The 18709-nt window shown below is 69.6% G+C and carries 21 protein-coding genes; 8 read left to right on the top strand and 13 right to left on the bottom strand.

Going from position 1 to position 18709, the window contains the following annotated elements; translation table 11 throughout:
- Positions 1-53: 53 nt before the first annotated feature.
- The gene (locus ACE37J_RS14930) at positions 54-1712 is read right to left on the bottom strand and encodes a WS/DGAT/MGAT family O-acyltransferase (protein WP_409712305.1); all 1659 of its coding nucleotides are present in this window, start codon (positions 1710-1712) and stop codon (positions 54-56) included.
- 94 nt (positions 1713-1806) lie between these two features.
- Between ACE37J_RS14930 and ACE37J_RS14925 the strand changes: the two genes are divergently transcribed.
- The 3 genes from ACE37J_RS14925 to ACE37J_RS14915 are packed head-to-tail and all read left to right on the top strand — an operon-like array spanning position 1807 to position 4288.
- Positions 1807-2625 (top strand): CoA transferase subunit A, encoded by an 819-nt coding sequence (locus ACE37J_RS14925; protein ID WP_409712303.1) that lies wholly within the window; start codon positions 1807-1809, stop codon positions 2623-2625.
- Complete coding sequence (locus ACE37J_RS14920; protein WP_409712301.1) at positions 2622-3350, top strand: CoA-transferase; 729 nt, start codon at positions 2622-2624, stop codon at positions 3348-3350. The genes ACE37J_RS14925 and ACE37J_RS14920 overlap by 4 nt, the downstream gene beginning before the upstream one ends.
- On the top strand, positions 3347-4288 hold the full coding sequence (locus ACE37J_RS14915; protein ID WP_409712299.1) for a nucleoside hydrolase: 942 nt from the start codon (positions 3347-3349) through the stop codon (positions 4286-4288). The genes ACE37J_RS14920 and ACE37J_RS14915 overlap by 4 nt, the downstream gene beginning before the upstream one ends.
- Here ACE37J_RS14915 and ACE37J_RS14910 read toward each other — a convergent pair.
- Entirely contained in the window at positions 4251-5438 is a 1188-nt protein-coding gene (locus ACE37J_RS14910) for a Bcr/CflA family efflux MFS transporter (protein ID WP_409712297.1), read from the bottom strand. The two genes, ACE37J_RS14915 and ACE37J_RS14910, sit on opposite strands and share 38 nt — an antisense overlap.
- An 8-nt stretch (positions 5439-5446) precedes the next feature.
- Complete coding sequence (locus ACE37J_RS14905; RefSeq protein ID WP_409712295.1) at positions 5447-6205, bottom strand: TSUP family transporter; 759 nt, start codon at positions 6203-6205, stop codon at positions 5447-5449.
- 147 nt (positions 6206-6352) lie between these two features.
- On the opposite strand from ACE37J_RS14905, the gene ACE37J_RS14900 reads away from it, so the two are divergent.
- Together ACE37J_RS14900 and ACE37J_RS14895 are read left to right on the top strand one after the other, a co-directional pair.
- Positions 6353-7099 (top strand): glucose 1-dehydrogenase, encoded by a 747-nt coding sequence (locus ACE37J_RS14900; RefSeq protein ID WP_409712293.1) that lies wholly within the window; start codon positions 6353-6355, stop codon positions 7097-7099.
- Between the two features lie 7 nt (positions 7100-7106).
- A complete protein-coding gene (locus ACE37J_RS14895) occupies positions 7107-8111 on the top strand; it encodes a P1 family peptidase (protein ID WP_409712291.1) in 1005 nt (334 codons plus the stop codon).
- On the opposite strand, the gene ACE37J_RS14890 is transcribed toward ACE37J_RS14895, so the two are convergent.
- From ACE37J_RS14890 to ACE37J_RS14850, 9 genes are all read right to left on the bottom strand, one after another.
- Positions 8057-8551, bottom strand: coding sequence for a response regulator (locus tag ACE37J_RS14890; protein WP_409712289.1), 495 nt, complete (start codon positions 8549-8551; stop codon positions 8057-8059). The genes ACE37J_RS14895 and ACE37J_RS14890 overlap by 55 nt on opposite strands.
- 129 nt (positions 8552-8680) lie before the next feature.
- The gene (locus ACE37J_RS14885; protein WP_409712287.1) at positions 8681-9124 is read right to left on the bottom strand and encodes an SET domain-containing protein-lysine N-methyltransferase; all 444 of its coding nucleotides are present in this window, start codon (positions 9122-9124) and stop codon (positions 8681-8683) included.
- 141 nt (positions 9125-9265) lie between these two features.
- The gene (locus ACE37J_RS14880; protein WP_409712285.1) at positions 9266-9406 is read right to left on the bottom strand and encodes a hypothetical protein; all 141 of its coding nucleotides are present in this window, start codon (positions 9404-9406) and stop codon (positions 9266-9268) included.
- The gene (gene scpB / locus ACE37J_RS14875; protein ID WP_409712283.1) at positions 9403-10071 is read right to left on the bottom strand and encodes an SMC-Scp complex subunit ScpB; all 669 of its coding nucleotides are present in this window, start codon (positions 10069-10071) and stop codon (positions 9403-9405) included. Before scpB ends, ACE37J_RS14880 begins: the two co-directional genes overlap by 4 nt.
- Positions 10055-10888, bottom strand: a complete 834-nt coding sequence (locus ACE37J_RS14870) for a segregation and condensation protein A (RefSeq protein ID WP_409712281.1) — start codon at positions 10886-10888, stop codon at positions 10055-10057. The genes scpB and ACE37J_RS14870 overlap by 17 nt, the downstream gene beginning before the upstream one ends.
- A complete protein-coding gene (locus ACE37J_RS14865) occupies positions 10881-11903 on the bottom strand; it encodes a glycoside hydrolase family 3 N-terminal domain-containing protein (protein WP_409712279.1) in 1023 nt (340 codons plus the stop codon). The genes ACE37J_RS14870 and ACE37J_RS14865 overlap by 8 nt, the downstream gene beginning before the upstream one ends.
- Positions 11900-12766: an SPOR domain-containing protein gene (locus ACE37J_RS14860; protein WP_409712277.1), complete on the bottom strand. Its 867-nt coding sequence runs from the start codon at positions 12764-12766 to the stop codon at positions 11900-11902. Before ACE37J_RS14860 ends, ACE37J_RS14865 begins: the two co-directional genes overlap by 4 nt.
- A gap of 148 nt (positions 12767-12914) precedes the next feature.
- Positions 12915-14663, bottom strand: a complete 1749-nt coding sequence (gene argS / locus ACE37J_RS14855; RefSeq protein ID WP_409712275.1) for an arginine--tRNA ligase — start codon at positions 14661-14663, stop codon at positions 12915-12917.
- Positions 14664-14749: 86 nt separating this feature from the next.
- Positions 14750-15901, bottom strand: coding sequence for a deoxyguanosinetriphosphate triphosphohydrolase (locus tag ACE37J_RS14850; protein ID WP_409712273.1), 1152 nt, complete (start codon positions 15899-15901; stop codon positions 14750-14752).
- Positions 15902-15994: 93 nt separating this feature from the next.
- Between ACE37J_RS14850 and erpA the strand changes: the two genes are divergently transcribed.
- On the top strand, positions 15995-16324 hold the full coding sequence (erpA, locus tag ACE37J_RS14845) for an iron-sulfur cluster insertion protein ErpA (RefSeq protein ID WP_409712419.1): 330 nt from the start codon (positions 15995-15997) through the stop codon (positions 16322-16324).
- Between the two features lie 31 nt (positions 16325-16355).
- Here erpA and dksA read toward each other — a convergent pair whose 3' ends face one another.
- Positions 16356-16778, bottom strand: a complete 423-nt coding sequence (gene dksA / locus ACE37J_RS14840) for an RNA polymerase-binding protein DksA (RefSeq protein WP_409712271.1) — start codon at positions 16776-16778, stop codon at positions 16356-16358.
- Between the two features lie 165 nt (positions 16779-16943).
- Between dksA and ACE37J_RS14835 the strand changes: the two genes are divergently transcribed.
- Both ACE37J_RS14835 and ACE37J_RS14830 read left to right on the top strand, forming a co-directional pair.
- Positions 16944-17789: an AAA family ATPase gene (locus ACE37J_RS14835; protein WP_409712269.1), complete on the top strand. Its 846-nt coding sequence runs from the start codon at positions 16944-16946 to the stop codon at positions 17787-17789.
- A complete protein-coding gene (locus tag ACE37J_RS14830; protein WP_409712267.1) occupies positions 17790-18704 on the top strand; it encodes an AEC family transporter in 915 nt (304 codons plus the stop codon).
- Positions 18705-18709 lie beyond the last annotated feature (5 nt).

Here is an 18709-nt window from a genome sequence, read left to right as displayed (position 1 = left end):
GGTAGGCGCGTGCGTGACAAAACGCCATTGCTTCGCGCGCGTCTGACGCTACGTCATTCGACGGTGGGCGGCCTGGGCTTCCGTGCACGTGTCTTCGTCGCCGCTTCGGAGGGCTTCACCCGTGTCTTCCGCGCCGGCTTCGCCGACGGCGGGTTCGCGGTCGTGACGGCGGGTTTGGCGGCTTTCACGCGCGGTTTCCTCGTTGCAGCCTTGGCGAGGCGCTCGCCGGCCGCCTTCGGCTCCGGAGCGGCCGGCGCGAAAACGCGCAGCGCGGGCGGTTGCTTGGCAGGCGGCGCCGAAGGCGCGGGCTTTCCGAGCGCGGCGTCGCGCAGTTCCGCATGGGCGGCGACGAGATCGTCTCCCATCCGTTCGATGTCCGGGACGGAGGCGGCGTCCGCCGTGATGCCGAAATCGAGCGCATCCATATAGCTTTGCACGGTAATGTTCACGCCAACGCCGTGCACCGGGATGGACACCGGATAGAGCGCCGTCACCTTCGCGCCGGCGCAGTAGAGCGGCACGGGCGGCCCGGCATTGTTCGAGATCACGACATTGACCGCATTCGGCGCCACATCCGCAAGCCGCGTCGCGCCGTAAAGCTGCATGAGGCCGGGCAACAGCATCGGCGCGCCGAGAACCGTGTAGTCCCGCGGCGAAAGCTCCTTCAGGCCGCCCGCCACGGTTTTCGATGAACGCGAGTCACGGTTGATGATCTTGAGCCGCTTCATCGGGTCGCCGTAATTCGTGGCGAGCGGGCAGTTCATGCCGAAGACCTGATTGTTGAGGTCCTTGTTCCCCGCCTCGCGCAGCGAGATCGGCACGAAGGCGACGAGCGCGGCGTCCGGGAGCGCGCGGCGGCGGTTGAGGTAGGCGCGGAGCGCGCCGGAGGAGATCGCCATCACCACGTCGTTGATCGTCGTCCCCGTCGCCTTCGCGACGGCCTTCGCCTCAGAGAGAGGCACAGATCGCGCGACATAGGACCGCGCCGCCCCGATCGTCCCGTTGAAGGGCGTCTTCGGCGCGATGAGCTGCGGCAGCGAGAGGCCGCCCTTGAGCGCCGGGGCAAGCAGGTCCGCGATTTGCCCCGCCGCCTTCGGAGCCGCCTCGAAGAGGCGCAATTGCTGGCGGAGGAGGTTTGAGGCGATGTCGTGCAGGCCCAGAACGGCGCGTTCCGGAATGGTTGGAACGCGCTCCGGCGCCTTCGGCTCCGGCGGCGGCACTTCGCGCGGAACAGGCGTAAGGTCGTAGAGCGCCTGTGTGATGACCATGCCCGCCCCGCCGTCGATGGCGGCATGGTGGACCTTCGAATAGAGGGCGACCTGCCCTGATTCGAGCCCCTCTATCACCGTGAAGCGCCAGAGCGGGCGGGTTCGGTCCAGTCGCTCCTCATGGAGAGCGCCCACCAGCTCCTCCAGTTGGCGCTGCGTGCCGGGTGCGGGCAGCCGGCGTCCCTCGATATGCCAGTCGAGATCCGGCTCCGCATCCACCCATCCGGGATGGTCGATTTCGAAGACGCTCTTCGCCAGTTTCTTCCCGAAGATCGGAATGAGGTGCACGCGACCGGCGAAGAACCGCTTGAAATGCTCGTGGAAGGAGCCTGTGAAGCCCGGCGGCAGATCGTAGAGCGTGAGCCCGGCGACATGCATCGGCGTCTCCGGCGTCTCCATGTAGAGAAAGGAAGCGTCGATCCCCGAAAGCTGCTTCATGGCCATTTGCGGCCCCTCCCTGTTTTTCAAGAGCATGGGCCATCCGCCCCGCCTTGGCAAACGCCGCGTGGGGGTTCAGGATCAGCTCGAGGAGGCCGCCATGACCCGATTTCTCTCCACGCCCGACGATCTGGCCGCACTCGTGCCCCACGGCGCGAGCGTCGGCCTTGCGAAGGAGCCGCTCTCGCCCATCGCGCTCGCCCGGGCGCTGATCCGGCGGGGCGCGCGCGATCTCCATCTCGTCACGATCCCCACCGCCTCGATGGTGGCCGACATGCTGATCGGCGCCGGCTGCGTGAAGGTGGTGGAGACCTCGGGCGTGACGCTCGGCGAATTCGGCCTTGCGCCCCGCTTCGTCGAGGCCGTGAAATCGGGCGCTGTCGAGGTGCGGGACGCGACCTGCCCCGCCGTCTACGCGGCGCTTCAGGCCGGGGAGAAGGGTCAGCCCTTCGTTCCGCTCCGCGGAGTCATCGGCTCGGACCTGCTCGCCAACCGGCCCGACTGGAAGGTGATCGACAACCCCTTCGCGCCCGGCGACCCGGTGGTGATCCTGCCCCCGATCCGCCCCGATTTCGCGCTGATCCACGCGCTGAAGGCCGACCGGTACGGCAATGTCTGGGTCGGGCCGCGGCATGAGCTGAAAACTCTCGCCCACGCTGCGAAGCAGAGCCTCGTGACGGTGGAGGAGATCGTGGAGCACGACCTCCGGGAAGACGATGCGGCCTCGCCCAATCTCGTCTCCTCGCTCTATGTCGCCGCGCTCACGGAAGCGCCGCGCGGGGCCTGGCCGACCGCAGCGCCGGGGCTCTATCCGCTGGATGAGGCGGAGATCGCGTCCTATGCCCGCGCGGCGAAGACGGCGGAGGGCTTCGCATCGTATCTCTCCGGGCTCGAAGCTGCGCCGAGGGCGGCCGAATGAGCGATGTGAAGCTGGAGGAACAGCTGATCCACGCCGTCGCCGGGCTCCTCTCCGGCTCCGGCCACATCGCCTGCGGCGTCCTCTCCCCCATTCCGGGCGCGGCGGCGATGCTGACCGCGCGGCGGGAGGGCGCGCGCGTCTCCATCATCGGCTCGGAGCTTCCGGCCTATCGCTGCGACGGTGGGGTGGAGCTCTTCGACCAGGCGGCGCAGGGGCGGGTCGACGCCTTCTTCCTTTCCGGCGGGCAGATTGACGGGCGGGCGAACATCAACCTGCACGGTATCGGCGCCTATCCGCAGATGGACGTCCGCTGGTCCGGCGCCTTCGGCTCCGCCTATCTCTATTTCCTTGTGCCGAAGGTGATCCTCTTCCGGCTGGAACATTCCCGCCGCGTCTTCCCCCAGCGGGTGGACTTCATCTCCGCGCCCGGCGTCTCGGAGCCGGGCGTGCACCGCCCCGGCGGGCCGCACGCGCTCGTCACGAATCTTTGCGTGATGATGTTCGACCGGAAGCAGGGCCGCTTCCGCCTCGCCTCCGTCCATCCGGGCGTGACGGTGGAGGAGGTGCGGGATCAGACGGGCTTCTCCTTCGACCTGCCCGATCACGTGCCGGAGACGGAGACGCCCGGCGCCGAAGACCTGGCCCTCATCCGGGGAGAGATCGCGCGGGACCTCGCGAACCCCTATCCCCGCTTCGCGCGGGACGTTTTCGGGGTCGCCGCGTGACGCGGAAGATCATCATCGACACCGATCCGGGGCAGGACGACGCGGTCGCCCTCCTGCTCGCCTTCGCCTCGGCGGAACTGGAGGTGATGGGCGTCACCTGCGTCGCGGGGAACGTGCCGCTGCCGCTCACCACGCTGAACGCCAGAAAGATCTGCGAGCTGGCGGGGCGCGCCGATTGCGCCGTTTACGCCGGGGCGGACGCGCCGCTTTCCCGTCCCCTCGTGACGGCGGAGAATGTCCACGGCAAGACGGGTCTTGACGGGGCGGACCTGCCGGAACCGGCCATGAAGCTCTGGCCCGGGGCCGTCGATTTCATCGTTGATACGGTGCGCGCCCATCCCGGCGCCGTGACGCTCTGCCCGCTCGGCCCGCTCACGAACATCGCGACGGCGCTGAAGAAGGCGCCGGACATAGCCGGGAAGGTTCAGGAAATCGTCCTCATGGGCGGCGGCTATTTCGAGCAGGGGAACGTCACCCCTTCGGCCGAGTTCAACATCTACGTCGATCCTGAGGCGGCGGAGATTGTGCTGAATTCCGGCGCGAAGATCACGATGCTCCCGCTCGACTGCACGCATCAGGCGCTGACGACGCCGGCCCATGTCGCCGGCTTCGAAAGGATGGGAACAGCGGTGGGGGACGCCGTGGCCGGCCTCACCCATTTCTTCGAGCGATTCGACAAGGAAAAGTATGGCTCCGAAGGCGCGCCGCTGCATGACCCCTGCGTGATCGCATACCTGCTCAGGCCCGAACTCTTCTCGGGGCGCTTCGTGAATGTCGAGATCGAGACGGAAAGCGAACTGACCCTGGGCGCGACGGTCGTGGATTGGTGGCGCGTGACCAAGCGTGCGCCGAACGCCACCTTCATCCGGAGCGTAGACGCTGACGGGTTCTTCGCCCTCCTCACCGAGCGGCTGGCGCGCCTGCCCGTCCGATCCTGAGGGCGAGGAGCGCGCCCGCCGCACCGAGGATGATGACGAGCGCGAAGGGCCAGGGCGCGCTCGTCCCGAAGGCGCCGACGGCGAGGGAGCCCGCCGCGCCGCCGACGAAGCGCCAGAAGATCAGCGCGGCGCCGGCAGCCCCGGCGCGGTCCCCCGCCACGCTCATCAGCCCCGCCATCGTGTTCGCGAGGCTGACATGGAAGACGCCCATCAGCCAGAGCATCACCGCGAAGACGCCCCAGAGCCCCCCTGCCCCGGTGAGGGCCACGGCGCCCATCACGAGGCCGAGGAGCGCGAGCGCAAGGGTCGCGCCTGACAGCATCCGCTCATAACCGAAACGGAAGACGAAGCGGGCGTTGACGATGTTGCCCGCGAAGGCCGCGCAGGAGATCGCCGCGAAGAGCCAGGCGAAGCTGATTGGGCTCATCCCGAAATGCTCGATGAAGATGAAGGGAGCGGAGGCGAGCATCCCGAAGAACATGAAGGCGAAGGCGAAGGTGGAGGCGAAATAGCGGATCGCGCGCGGGTTCCGCATCATCGCGCCATAGCCCGTCAGCACGGCGCCGGGGGCGTAGGGGCGCCGCTTCTCCGGCGGCAGCGTTTCGGGGAGCACCTGGAAGAGGAGGAGCGAAAGCAGCCCTACGGCGACCAGCAGGCCGAATATGCCGCGCCAGCCCGTCAGCTCCAGCATCCCCGCGCCGATCAGCGGCGCCGCGACCGGGCCGATGGTGAAGATCGTCATGAGGACGGAAGTGGCGCGGGAGAGCGCGTCGCCGCTGAAGAGGTCGGAGAGCATCGCCCGCGCCGCCGCGGTCGAGGCCCCGGCGGCGACCGCCTGCACGACCCGCGCGGCGATCAGCGCCTCCGCACTCGGCGCGAGCGCGCAGGCGAGCGAAGCGCCGGCGTAGCCGAGGAGAAAGAGAGTCTGCGCCCGTTTCCGCCCCCAGGAATCCGCCAGCGGCGAAAGGAAGAGAGGGCCGACCGCGTTGCCGATCAGATAGGCGGTGATCGTCATCTGCATCGCCGCGGGGGAAGCCGAGAGCGCCCCCGCCATCTGCGGCATGGCGGGCAGGTACATGTCGATCGAGAAAGGCCCGAGCGAGGAGAGCAGCGCGAGAATCGCGATGAAGCCCAGCCCCCCGGCTTTCATGCCCCGGGTCATGCGAGAACGATCCAGAGATGCCGCAGCCCCAGCCCGGCGAGCATCAGGAGGATGATCCGCCGGAACGTCTCCTGATCCAGCCGCCGCGCCAGCCGTTCCCCGATCCACATGCCGAGGAAGGCGGGGAGCGCGCAGGCAGCGCTCATCGCCGCGCGCGGCCCGTCGAGGATGCCCGAAGCCCAGAAGGCGCCCGAGACGAGGAGGCCGGAGGCGAACATGGCGACCCCCATCGCCCCGATGAAGCGCCGCCGCTCCAGCCCAAGGCCGGCGAACCACATGGCGTAGATCGGCCCCGGCGCGGTGAAGGCGGCGCCGGCGACCCCCCCCGCCATCCCGGCGGCGAAGCCCGCGGGCTTCGCCATCCGATCCGAGACGCGGAGCCGGGGGGCGGCGAAGGAAAGGGCGGCGAAACCGATCAGGAGGAACCCCATCGCGACCCGCAGCGCCTCCTCCCCCACGCTGGCGACCGCGGCGGCGGCGAGGAACACCGTCGCCGCCACGCCGGCGACAAGGGGAAGGCAGATCCGGATATTCGAGAGGGCGGGGCCATAGGCCACGCTCTGCGCGGCATTGGTGATTGGCACCACAAGCGTATTGAGCGCGAGCGCGAGATCGAGCGGCGCGACCAGCGGCAGGAGCGAGATCGTCGTCAGCGGCAGGCCGAACCCCGTCGCCCCCTTCACTGTCCCGCCGAAAACGAAGATCAGCGCGACGAGAAGCGCTCCCGCGGCGGAAAGCTCGGGAACAAGGGGCATCAGGACGGGAAGGTCTGCGGAGCGAACATCCTCGGGCTTTACCCCCGTCGCCCGGGAAAGAACAGCCGCCCCGCGCGTGGCCGGGCTTGCGCGCCCCGGCGCGCCCGGCGCATCATCCGCCGAACCACAAATGGAGGGACGGACGGCATGAGACTCGAAGGCAAGACCGCCATCGTGACAGGGGGCGCGCAGGGCTTCGGCGGCGGCATCGTGGACAAGTTCATCGCCGAAGGCGCGCGCGTGCTGGTCGCCGACATCAACGAGGAGGGCGCGCGCGCCAAGGCGGCCGAGGCCGGCAACGCCGCCACCGCCTGCCATGTCGACGTCGCCAAGGCGGACAGCGTCGAGGCGATGATGATCGCTGCGGCGGAGGCCTTCGGCCATGTCGACATTCTCGTCAACAACGCAGGCATCACCCATCTGCCGACGCCGATGGAGGACGTCAGCGAGGCGGAGTTCGACCGGGTGCTCGCCGTCAATGCGAAGTCCGTCTATCTCACGGCGCGCTACATCGTTCCGCACATGAAGGAGCGGAAGACGGGCGCGATCCTCAACATCGCCTCCACCGCCGGCCTTTCCCCCCGCCCGCGGCTCAACTGGTACAACGCCTCGAAGGGCTGGATGATCACGGCGACGAAGGCGATGGCGGTGGAACTCGCGCCCTTTGGCGTCCGTGTCAACGCGCTCTGCCCCGTGGCCGGCGAGACGCCGCTCCTGAAGTCCTTCCTCGGGGAGGACACGCCGGAAATGCGCGCGAAGTTCATCGCCACGATCCCGCTCGGCCGCTTTTCGCAGCCGGAAGACCTCGGGAACGCCGCCTCCTTCCTCTGCTCGGAGGAGGCCTCGATGATCACGGGCGCGGCCTTGGAGGTCGATGGCGGGCGCTGCATCTGATCGGGCGATGACCGCCTTCCGCCCCGGCCCGCGCAATCTCCTCACGGATGTGCCGGGGCTGCTCGTCGGCAATGCGGAGGACCTTGCGGTCAAGACCGGCGTCACGGTCGTGACCGCCGCGCAACCCTTCGTGGCCGGCGTCGCGGTGATGGGCGGCGCGCCGGGGACGCGGGAGACGGACCTCCTCGCGCCGGACAAGCTCGTTCCGGCGGTGGACGCGCTCGTCCTCGCGGGCGGCTCCGCCTTCGGCCTCGCGGCGGCGGACGGAACCATGGAGGCGCTGCGGGCGGCGGGGCGCGGGCATCCGGCGGGCGGAACGCTGGTGCCCATCGCGCCCGCCGCGATCCTCTTCGATCTCGCGAACGGAGGGGCGAAGGACTGGGCGGCGAACCCCTACCCCGCGCTTGGACGCAGAGCTTTCGCAGCCGCTTCGGAAGCCTTCGCGCTCGGAACCGCAGGGGCCGGCGCCGGAGCGACGACGGCGGGCCTCCGCGGCGGTCTCGGCTCGGCCTCGCTCGTCCTGCCCTCGGGCGCGACGGTTGGCGCGCTCGTCGCGGTCAATGCGCTCGGCTCGGCCGTGGTTCCCGGAACGCGCCATTTCTGGGCCGCGCCCTGGGAGATGGACGCCGAGTTCGGCGGTCTCGGCCCCGCGCCTGCGGCGCCGGGCCCGGCGGAGACCTTCCGCGTGAAGTTCGAGATGCCGAGGGCGGGAGAGGCGACGACCATCGCCGTCGTCGCAACCGACGCCGCGCTGGACAAGGCGGGAGCGACAAGGATGGCATGGGCGGCGCATGACGGGCTTGCCCGCGCCCTCTCCCCCGCCCACACGCCCTTTGACGGCGATCTCGTCTTCGCCGCGTCGACCGGCCTCGGCGCCGCGCCGGCGGGGCCGGCGGAGACGCTGGCGCTCGGCCACGCCGCCGCCTTCTGCCTCGCACGCGCGGCGGCGCGCGCCGTCTACGAGGCGACGCCGCTGCCGGGGGATCCGTTCCCCTGCTGGGCAAGCCTGTGAGCGAGGCGCCGGCCGGCCGCGGCGCGGGCGAGTTCGGTCCGCACCGCGCGGGTCAACCGCTCCAGCGGCGCCGGCTTCTCAAGGAAAACCGAGCCCGGAATGCGCGCGAAGCGCCCCGCCACCACGCTCTCCTGATAGCCGGAAACGATAACGGCCGGCAGATCGGGCCGGTCGCGGCGCGCCTCGCGCAGCCAGTCCGGCCCGTCGAGGCCCGGCAGAGCGACGTCCGTGACGGCAAGGTCCACCACGCTGCGCCGAACGATCTCCAGCGCCGCCTCGGCGCTCTCGGCTTCCATCACGACATGGCCGCAGGCCGAAAGCGCGCGGGCGGCGAGGCGGCGGAAGGGCGCGTCGTCATCCACCAAGAGAATGCGCGCTCCATCGGCCAGATCGACCGGCGGGGCCCATGCCGCCTCCGCCATTTTCGTGCCGTCCCGCATGACGCCGCCTCCCTCGCGTTCCGCTCCGCGTCCCGTCATCGGGACATGGGAAAGCAGACAGGGCGATTCATCGCCCCAAATCCTTAAGAATTTAGGCGAAGCGACGCCTTTCCGCTCCTATCGGAAAGATCAGGCCAAGGCCTCCTGCGGCGCAGCCGCCGGTTCGTCCAGCATCTCGAACCAGATCGGCACCCTGTAGTGCAGGGTCACCTCCTCGCACGGCGCGATGTCGCGCAGCGCGCGCCAGACGATGATGTTGTTCGCATAATCGAACTCGTAGTCGGAATTTGGCGTCTCGCTGTGGTTGCAGAGGGAGATCAGCCCGAGCGCAACGCCCTGGCCATAGCGAGGATCGCACTGGACGAGATCCTTCGTGCGCTTGTAGCGCTCCTGCGGGTCCCATTCGAAGACATAGTTGAAGAGCGTGGTGCGCCGCAGCAGCGCAATCTCCTCCTCGGGAACGACGATCACCGGAATCCGGTCTATGACCTTGCCTGTCGCGATGGCCGCGCGGCAGACGATGTGGCGGCCCCGGCTCTCCGTCACACGGACGGCGACATGTGTCGATCTCACTTCAGGCCATGCTCCCGCTGGCTGACGGCCGCTTATCGGCCCGTCGTCTCGCGATGATCTGGCCGCGACCCGGCATACGGTCAAGGTCATGTGGCGGCGGGAGAAAAATATAACCATCGGGCGAGCCGCGGCCGCCCGGGCTCACTTCTTCGGCTGCATGTCCTCGGTGTAGCGGTCGGTCGGATAGAGCACCTCGTCTCCCTTCCGCTCGCCCCGCTTTCGGCGCGGCGCGCGCGTCGGCTTCGGCCGCCCGAGGAGGCGCCGGAGCAGGCGCAGAATCATCGCGCGCCCCCGTCTCCGAACATGTCCTCCTGGCCCTCTTCGGGGGGCGCTTCATCTTCTTCTTCTTCGTCTTCCGCCTCCGCCGCGGCGCCGCGGTTGTCCAGCAGGCCGGCGTCGCGCAGCTCTTTCACGCCCGGCAGGTCGCGCGGGCTTTCAAGGCCGAAATGATCGAGAAAGCCCTCCGTGGTGACGAAAGTGACGGGCCGCCCCGGCGTCATCCGCCGGCGTCCGAGGCGCACCCATTCAAGCTCGATCAGCATATCCACCGTTCCGCGAGAGACGGAGACGCCGCGGATCTCCTCGATCTCCGCGCGCGTCACCGGCTGATGATAGGCGATGATCGCCAGCGTCTCCACCGCGGCGCGGGAGAGGCGGCGCGTCTCGGATTGCTCCCGCCGCATGAGGAAGGCGAGGTCCGCCGCCGTGCGGATCGCCCAGCCCTGCCCGACGCGGCGCAGCTCCACCCCCCGGCCCTCATAGCGCTTTCGGAGCCGGGCGAGCGCCTCCGCCGGGTCGGAGCCATGCGGCATCCGTTCCGCCATCTCCCGCGTCGTCATCGGCGCGGCGGAGGCGAAGAGCAGCGCCTCGACCATCCGCTCCTGCTCGGAAAGCGGAGGGGCGGCGAAGAGCGCGCCGTCCTCCGGATCCTCAGGCGCGGGCGGCATCCCGCCTCCGCGCGCGGAGGCGCAGCGGCCCGAACGCCTCGTCCTGCCGAAGCTCCGCTTCGCCACGCTTCACCAGCTCCAGCGACGCGGCGAAGCAACTCGCCGCCGCGCTGCGCCGCCGCTCAGGCGCACCGAGCCATTCGGCCGGCAGCCACGCGGAAAGCTCGGTCCAGTCCATCGCGCAGCCGACAAGGCCGGACAGGCGCTTCACCGCCTCGTCCAGCGCATAGACCGGAGGGCGCTTGAAGTGGAGCGGCTCGTAGCTCTCCTTCGTCTTGACGCGGGCATAGGCCTTCAGCAGATCGGCGAGCGTCGCGGTCCAGACCACTTCGCGCCGCGTCTCCACCGCCTCGATCTCGCCGCGGGCGAACCGGTCCCGCCCCAGCTGATCCCGCGCCATGAGGCGCGCGCCGACATTGCGCATCGCTTCCAGCCGTTCGAGCCGCCATGCGAGCTCTGCGGCCATGTCCTCCGCGCTCTGTCCCTCTTCCGGATCGGGCGGAGGCAGAAGGAGTCGGGATTTCAGCCAGGCGAGCCAGGCGGCCATCACGAGATAATCCGCCGCCAGCTCGATCCGGAGCCGCCGCGCCGCGGCGACGAAGGCGAGATATTGCTCGGCGAGCTGGAGGATGGAGACGCGCCGGAGGTCCACCCGCTGCGACCGGGCGAGCGCGAGGAGGAGGTCGAGCGGCCCCTCGAACCCGTCCACATCGACCAGCAGCGCCTCCGGCGCCTCGCCCCTTGCATGCGGGGCGGTCAGGAGAGAGCGCGCGGGCGTCTCGAAATCGGCGGCGGTTCCGGTCTTCTGGTCACGCATGACGCGGCTCCCGGTCCTGCGCCGGGCGGCGGGCGAGATAGCGCCGCTCCACCGCCTCGATGTCGATCGGAACGGGCCTGCGCGGCGCGGCGTCCACCGCCTCCGCCCGCCGGAGCGCCGCGCCTTCCAGCGCCGGGGCCGCGGAGGCGGCCGCCTCCATTTCGGCCATGTCGCCGTTGCAGTGGAGAACCACGTCGCAGCCCGCGCCGAGCGCCGCCTCGGTCCGCTCCGAGATGGAGCCCGAAAGCGCGCCCATCGAGATGTCGTCCGTCATCAGCAGTCCGTCGAAGCCGATCCGCTCCCGGATGAGGTCGATGCAGGGGCCGGAGAAGGTGGCGGGATATTCGCGATCCACCGCCTCGATCAGGAGATGCGCCGTCATCCCCATCAGCGCGTCCCGATGCGCGTGGAACGGGGCGAAATCGCCGGTAAGGGTGGAGAGCGGCGCCTTCACCGCGGGAAGAGAGAGATGCGGGTCCACCGCCGCGCGGCCATAGCCCGGCAAATGTTTGACGACCGGGAGAACCCCGCCCGCCTCCAGCCCCTGTCGCACCGCCCGCCCGAGCGCGGCGACCCGCGCCGGATCGTCGCCGAGCGCGCGGTCGCCGATCGCGTCTGTCAGCTCCGGGGCGGCGACATCGAGCAGCGGGGCGCAGTTCACGTCGATTCCCGCCGCATGAAGATCATGCGCGATCAACCTGTAGCGGAGGGCGAGACTCTCCGCCGCGTCCTCAAGCGGCCGCCCCTGAACCTCGGCCCGCACCGGCGGATAGGCGCGCCAGTGCGGCGGTCGGAGCCGGGCCACGCGGCCGCCCTCCTGATCGACGAGCACTGGCGCCGCCCGCCCGACCGTCTCCCTGAGCGAGGCGGTCAGCGCGGCGAGCTGCGCAGGGTTCACGACATTCCGTGCAAAGACGATGAAACCCCAGGGGTTCGCCTCACGAAAGAAGTCCCGCTCCCGCGCGTCGAGCGCCGGGCCGGCGCAGCCGAAGATCAGCGCCGAGGGCGCGCTCATCGCGCCCGCGCCACGATGCAGTCCTGCCGCCGAAGCGAGAGGGCGCGACAGAGCGCGGCCGCCTCGCCGATGCTCTCGAACGGGCCGGCCCTGAGCCGCCAGAGCGTCCGGCCGCCGGATTGCACGGGCGTGATGGCCCGGCCGAGGGAGCCGAGTAGATCGGCGTTGCCGCCGCGGATCGCGGCCCATTGGCTTTCCGCCACCGCCTCGCTCTCGAAGGCGCCGAGCTGTATCTGCACGGCGCTCGCGGCGACCGCATCCGCGCCCGGCGGCGCCGGGCGGGCGGAAGGGGCGGAGGCCGCCGCCGCGGCGGCGCTCGGGCGCGGCGCGGCGACAGGGGCGAAGCGGGGCGCGCCGTCGCCGGCGTCCTCCGACGGGCTGTCCACGGCCTCTTCGGAGGATGGCGCGGCGGCGAGCGCCTCTGCCACCGCCGCCTCGACCGCCGCGGCCAGCGGATCGGCCGAAGTCTCCGCGTCCGCCGCCGGCCCCGCCGCATCCTCCGTCAGGGCGGCCGCATCGCCCGGGGCCGCAGCCTCGGGCGCGGCGGGAGCCTCCGGCCGCGCCTCCGGTTCGGGGGCGAGGGCCACCGGCGCGACATCCTCCTCCGCCAGCGTCTCCGGCGGCGGCGCAAGCGGCGCCGTCTCGACAGGCTGGACCGGCGCGGAGCCCGTGACCGCTTCGAACACGGCGCGCTCCTGATGCGGGGCGACCTGCCCGCCCGGGTCCTCCGGCCGAACGCGGGTCAATCCCGCCTCCGCCCGGATCACCGGGATATCCGTCGCATCGCGCACGCCAAGCCGGTAGGCCCAGGTGACGACGCCAACGAGAATCACCAGCGAAAGGCCGGCGCCGACCGCCGTCAACGCGCCTGCGCGCCACGAGGGGGCCGCGGTTTTCGCCTCTAAGGCGGAATCCAGATAAGAATCATCCCGCATGGGGTTGTTCGCCTGTGCCTTTGCGCCACCTTATATGGTGGTCGCCTGCTGCTCCAACCCCTAAATGCGCCTGCGTTCACCGCATTTCGGTCGCCGGGGTCACACCGAGGATACCAAGCCCGGCCGAGATCGCAACGGAAACGGCCTTCGCCATCGCCAGACGCGCCGGCGCGCCGGCTTCATCCCCCGCCTGAAGGAAGCGCAAAGCGTCCTCCTCGCGCGCCCGGTTCCAGAGCGCATGGAAGGCGCCGGCGAGGTCATAGAGGTAGAAGGCGACACGATGGGGCTCATGGCTCTCCGCCGCCATCTCCATGAGCCGCGGCCATTCGGCCACCTTCTTCGCGATCTCGATCCAGCCCTCATGGGTCAATGCGGAAAGGTCCGCCGCCCCGATCTCCGCATCGCCGATCCCGGCCTCGGCGCCGCTCCGGAGCACCGAATGCGCCCGCGCGTTCGCGTATTGCACATACCAGACCGGATTGTCCTTGGACTGTTCCATCGCCTTCGCGAAGTCGAAATCGAGCGGCGCGTCGTTCTTCCGCATCAGCATGGTGAAACGGGCGACGTCCGGCCCGACCTGGTCGACGAGGTCGCGGAGCGTGACGAAATCCCCCGCCCGCTTCGACATCTTGAAGGGCTCCCCGTTCCGGAAGAGCTTCACGAGCTGAACAAGCTTCACATCCAGCGGCGTCTTCCTCTCGGACAGCGCGGCGACGACAGCCTTCATGCGGCTGACATAGCCGCCATGGTCGGCCCCGAAGACGTCGATCAGGAGGTCATAGCCCCGGCTCACCTTGTCGAAGTGATAGGCGATGTCGGGGGCGAAGTAAGTCCAGCCGCCGTCAGACTTTTTCACCGGCCTGTCCACGTCGTCGCCATAGGCAGTGGAGCGGAAGAGCGTCTGCTCCCGCGGCTCCCAGTCTTCCGGGGTCTTGCCTTTCGGCGGCTCGAGCACGCCCTGATAGATGAGGCCCTGTTCCGAGAGCCGCGCGAGCGCCGCCTCGACCTTCCCCTCGGCGGCCAGCGCCGCCTCGGACTGGAAGCGGTCCATCGTCACGCCGAGCGCCGCCAGATCCTCCCGGATCATCCCCATCATCGCGGTGATCGCGAACTCGCGCACGACAGGCAGCCATTCGGCCTCCGGCCGATCCAGCAGCGTGTCGCCGAACACCGCCTTCATGGCGACGCCTACGGGCGCGAGATAGTCGCCGGGATAGAGGCCGGGCGCGATCTCGACCGCGCGGCCATGCGCTTCCTGATAGCGGAAATGGGCGGAGCGGGCGAGCACGTCCACCTGCGCGCCTGCATCGTTGATGTAGTATTCCCGCGTGACCTCCCAGCCTGCAAATTCGAGGAGACCGGCGAGCGCATCCCCGAAGATCGCGCCGCGGGCATGGCCGACATGGAGCGGCCCGGTCGGATTGGCGGAGACGTATTCGACATTCACCCGCCGTCCGTTCGGCGCCCCGCGCCCGAAATCCGGGCCGGCGGCGAGGGCGGCGGAAATGGAGCCGAGCCAGACGGACGGAGAGAGCCGGAGGTTGATGAAGCCCGGCCCCGCGACCTCCGCCGCCGTGATCCGCGCGTCCTCCGCCAGCTTCGGCGCGAGAAGGCCGGCGAGCGCGCGCGGGTTTGTCCCCGCAGGCTTCGCCAGCGCCATCGCCGCGTTGGTCGCCATGTCGCCATGGGCCGGGTCGCGCGGCGGCTCCACCGTGACGGCGCGCCGGTCGAGCCCGGGCGGCAGCGCGCCCTCGGCCGCCAGCGCGTCGAGCGCCCCGTCGATCAGCGCGGCGACGGCGGCGAAAGGGTTTGCAGTCTCTGTCATGGTCGGCCTCTCGAGGATCGCGCGCGCTCTAGCACGGGCGCGCCGCGGCTTCCAACTCCTCCGTCCCGCGGCGGCTCCCGGCCGCGCTAGCCGCCCCCGATGCGGCGATGCTCCTGCAGCGCGAACCGGTCCGTCATGCCGGCGATGTAGTCGGAGACGACGCGCGCCAGCGCCGCCTCGCCCCGAGCGCCGAGCGCCGCGCCGCCCCATTCGACTGGCAGCCGCTCCGGCTCCGCCATGAAGCCGGCGAAGAGATCTGAGACGACCTTCGCCGCCTTCTCCCGCATCGCCAGCACCGCCGGATGGCGATACATCCGCGCGAAGAGGAACGCGCGGACCTCCCCCACCCCCGCCTCCATTTCCGGTGAAAAGGCGACGACCGGCGCGCCGAGAGCTCGGAGCGCCGCCGGGCTTTCCGGCGCGGCCGCGGCGAGGCGGTCGCTGGTCTCACCCAGCATGTCCTCCACCATTGCGCCGAAGACGCGGCGGAACGCCTCGCCCGAACGGCGAGGCTCGTCGAGCCCGGGCCAGCGCGCGTCCACCTCCGCAAGCGCCGGCCCCACGAGCGGGAGCCCCGCGAGATCGTCCAGCGAGAAGAGCCGGGCGCGGAGCCCGTCGTCGAGATCGTGGACGTTATACGCCACATCGTCGGAAAGGGCGGCGATCTGCGCTTCGACGCCCGAATGGGTGTAAAGTTCGAGGCTCCATCCCGCCTCCGCCTCCGCGAGCGCTGCCGGGTGCGGCGGCAGGGCGGGGCCGTTATGCTTGGCGATGCCCTCCAGCGCCTCCCAGGTGAGGTTCAGTCCGTCGAACCCTGCGTAGCGATGTTCGAGTTCGGTGACGATGCGGAGCGCCTGCGCGTTGTGATCGAACCCGCCAAAAGGCTCCATCGCCGCCGCCAGCGCATCCTCCCCGGTATGCCCGAAGGGCGTGTGGCCGAGATCATGGGCGAGCGCCACGGCCTCCGCCAGATCCTCGTCCGCGCCAAGGGTCCGCGCTACGGTCCGCGCGATCTGCGCCACTTCGAGGCTGTGCGTGAGCCGCGTCCGGTAGTGATCCCCCTCATGTTCGACGAAGACCTGCGTCTTGTGCTTCAGGCGGCGGAAGGCGGAGGAATGGATGATCCTGTCCCGGTCGCGCTGGAACGGGGTGCGGTGCGCGCTGCCGGGCTCTTCATGCAGCCGCCCGCGGCTTTCGCGCCAGTCGGTCGCGTAGGGAGCAAGGGGTATCCGGTTCATGGCCTCGCGCCTCGCGCCCTTGCCGCTCATCGCACGAACCCATATCTCTTCAGCCGAGACGTGCAAAGCCCGCCGGGAGAGCGCCGCATGAGCCTGACCCTTCCCATCACCGTGACGGAAAGCTGCGCCGCGCGCCTCGCCGCCATCGCGAAGGCGGAGGGCGCGCGGAAGAATCTCCGCGTCGCCGTGCTCGGGGGCGGCTGTTCGGGCTTTTCCTACGAGTTTACGCTGGAGGACGACGCCGCGGAGGATGATCTGGTGCTCCCCGCGGGCGAGGCGGCGGTTCTGATCGACCCGGTCTCGCTGCCGTTCCTCTCGGGATCGAAGATCGATTTCAGGAACGAGCTGATCGGAGCGCGCTTCGCAATCGACAACCCGAATGCGACGAGCTCCTGCGGCTGCGGGACGAGCTTCTCGATCTGAGCGAGGGCGCCGCGCGGCGCCCCCTGCCCCGTCAATCGTCGCGATAGACCTTCTCGCGCCGCTCGTGCCGCTCCTGCGCCTCGAGGGAGAGCGTGGCGATCGGGCGGGCGTCGAGCCGGCGGAGGGAGATCGGCATGCCGGTGTCCTCGCAATAGCCATAGGACCCGTCCTCGATGCGGCGGAGCGCGGCGTCGATCTTGCCAATCAGCTTGCGCTGGCGATCCCGCGTCCTGAGCTCCAGCGCCCGGTCGGTCTCCTCGGAAGCGCGATCAGCGAGGTCGGGAATGTTGCGTGCGTCTTCCTGCATTTCCCGGACAGTCTCACGACTCTCGTTGAGAATCGATTCCTTCCAGTCAAGAAGCTTCCGGCGGAAGTATTCCCGGTGCCGTTCGCACATGAAGGGCTCATCCTCCGACGGGAAATAGTCGGCGGATAGTTCGACATGCTTGTTCATCGATTTCCGGTCCCCAACACGCGCGGCGCAGGGCCGCTCCTGTTCGCGGGCGGGCTATAGCGCGGATCGACGAAGCTGTCGATGGAAACCCTTAAGAAAGGAATCGATTTTCATCCGATGGAGCGTGGCGTTAGAACTCGCCCTTGAGATGTGAAAGGGACAGACGTGCGATTCGACGGAACCAAGGATTATGTGGCGACGGGCGACCTTACGGTCGCGGTGAACGCCGCCATCACGCTCGAGCGACCGCTTCTGGTAAAGGGCGAGCCCGGAACCGGCAAGACGGAGCTCGCGCGCCAGATCGCGAAGGCGCTCGGCCTGCCGCTCCTCGAATGGTCGGTGAAATCGACCACGCGGGCGCAGCAGGGCCTCTACGAATATGACGCGGTCAGCCGCCTCCGCGACAGCCAGCTCGGCGACGCCCGCGTGGGCGATGTCGCGAACTACATCCGCAAGGGCAAGCTGTGGGAGGCGTTCGAGGCGGAGGAGAAGGTCGTTCTCCTGATCGACGAGATAGACAAGGCGGATATCGAATTCCCGAACGACCTCCTGCAGGAGCTCGACCGGATGGAATTCTACGTCTACGAGACGGGGGAGACGATCCGCGCGCGGCGCCGGCCCATCGTCATCATCACTTCCAACAACGAGAAGGAGTTGCCGGACGCGTTTCTGCGCCGCTGCTTCTTCCACTACATCCGCTTCCCCGACATCGAGACCATGCAGGAGATCGTGGACGTCCACTTCCCCGGCGTGAAGAAGAGCCTTGTCCACGCCGCACTGACGCAGTTCTACGAACTGCGGGAGACGCCGGGCCTAAAGAAGAAGCCCTCGACCTCGGAAGCGCTGGACTGGCTGCGCCTCCTGATGGCGGAAGACATGACCGCCGCCGACCTGAAGGGCGACACGGCGGAGGCGCTGCCGAAGCTCCACGGCGCGCTCCTGAAGAACGAGCAGGACGTGCATCTGCTCGAGCGGCTGATGTTCATGAACCGGAGGCGCCAGGGGCAGTAGGTGGGCGCCGTTCTCGACGCCCTCCAGTTCGCCATCCTTCCGGTCTTCGCCTTTCCCGCCATCGGCTTCGCCTTCGGCCTCAGGGGCGCGTTCGGCCGGGGCGCGGCGGAGGGGGTGAACGCCTATGTGGTCGGCCTCGCCGTCCCCTGCCTCCTCTTCCGTCTTATGGCTACGGTCGACCTCGGGGAGATCGACTGGCCGGTTCTCCTCGCCTACGAGGCGAGCCTCGTTCTGCTCTACGGCTTCGGCTATCTCGTCTGCCGCCTCGGCTTCGGCCTTGCGCCGCCGGAGGCGCTGATCGTCGGCATGGCCGGGGCCTTCCCGAACCATGTGTTCTTCGCCCTGCCCATCGCCGAGAGCCTCTACGGGCCGGGCGCGGCGACCCCGATCGCAACGATGATCGCGGTGGACACGCTCGGGATACTCGTCGCGACGATCCTGCTTCTCGAGGCGATGACAGGCAGGGCCGGGACTGCGGCGACGCTGCGCTCCATCGTCGGCAACCGGCTCATCCTCGCGATTCTCGCCGGCTTCGTCTTCAACCTCACCGGGCTCGGCCTCCATGAGGGCGTGGACCGGTTTCTCGAACTCGCCGCCGGCTCGGCCGCGCCGGCCTCGCTCTTTGCGCTCGGCGTCATCCTCTCCGGCGCCGATCTCTCGCGATTCGGCGGCCCGGCTCTCGCGGCGACCGGGATGAAATGCGTCGTCCATCCGCTCCTCGGCGTCGTCCTGCTCGGGGCCGTCGTGGAGCCGACCGCGGCCTGGGCGGGCCCGTCGCCGCTCGTCTTCGCCGCGCCCTGCGGGGCGATGGCCTTCGTGCTCGGGCTCCGCTACGGCGTGAAGGTGGACAGCGCGGCGAAGGCGGTTATCCTTTCGACCGCGCTCTCCGTTCCGGTGACCGCCCTTTTCGCCTGAGGCGC

The organism is Pikeienuella sp. (assembly GCF_046290545.1).
Taxonomy (GTDB): domain Bacteria; phylum Pseudomonadota; class Alphaproteobacteria; order Rhodobacterales; family Rhodobacteraceae; genus Pikeienuella.
Note: the sequence above shows the minus strand (reverse complement) of the source record. Positions and strands in the feature narration are given on the sequence as shown.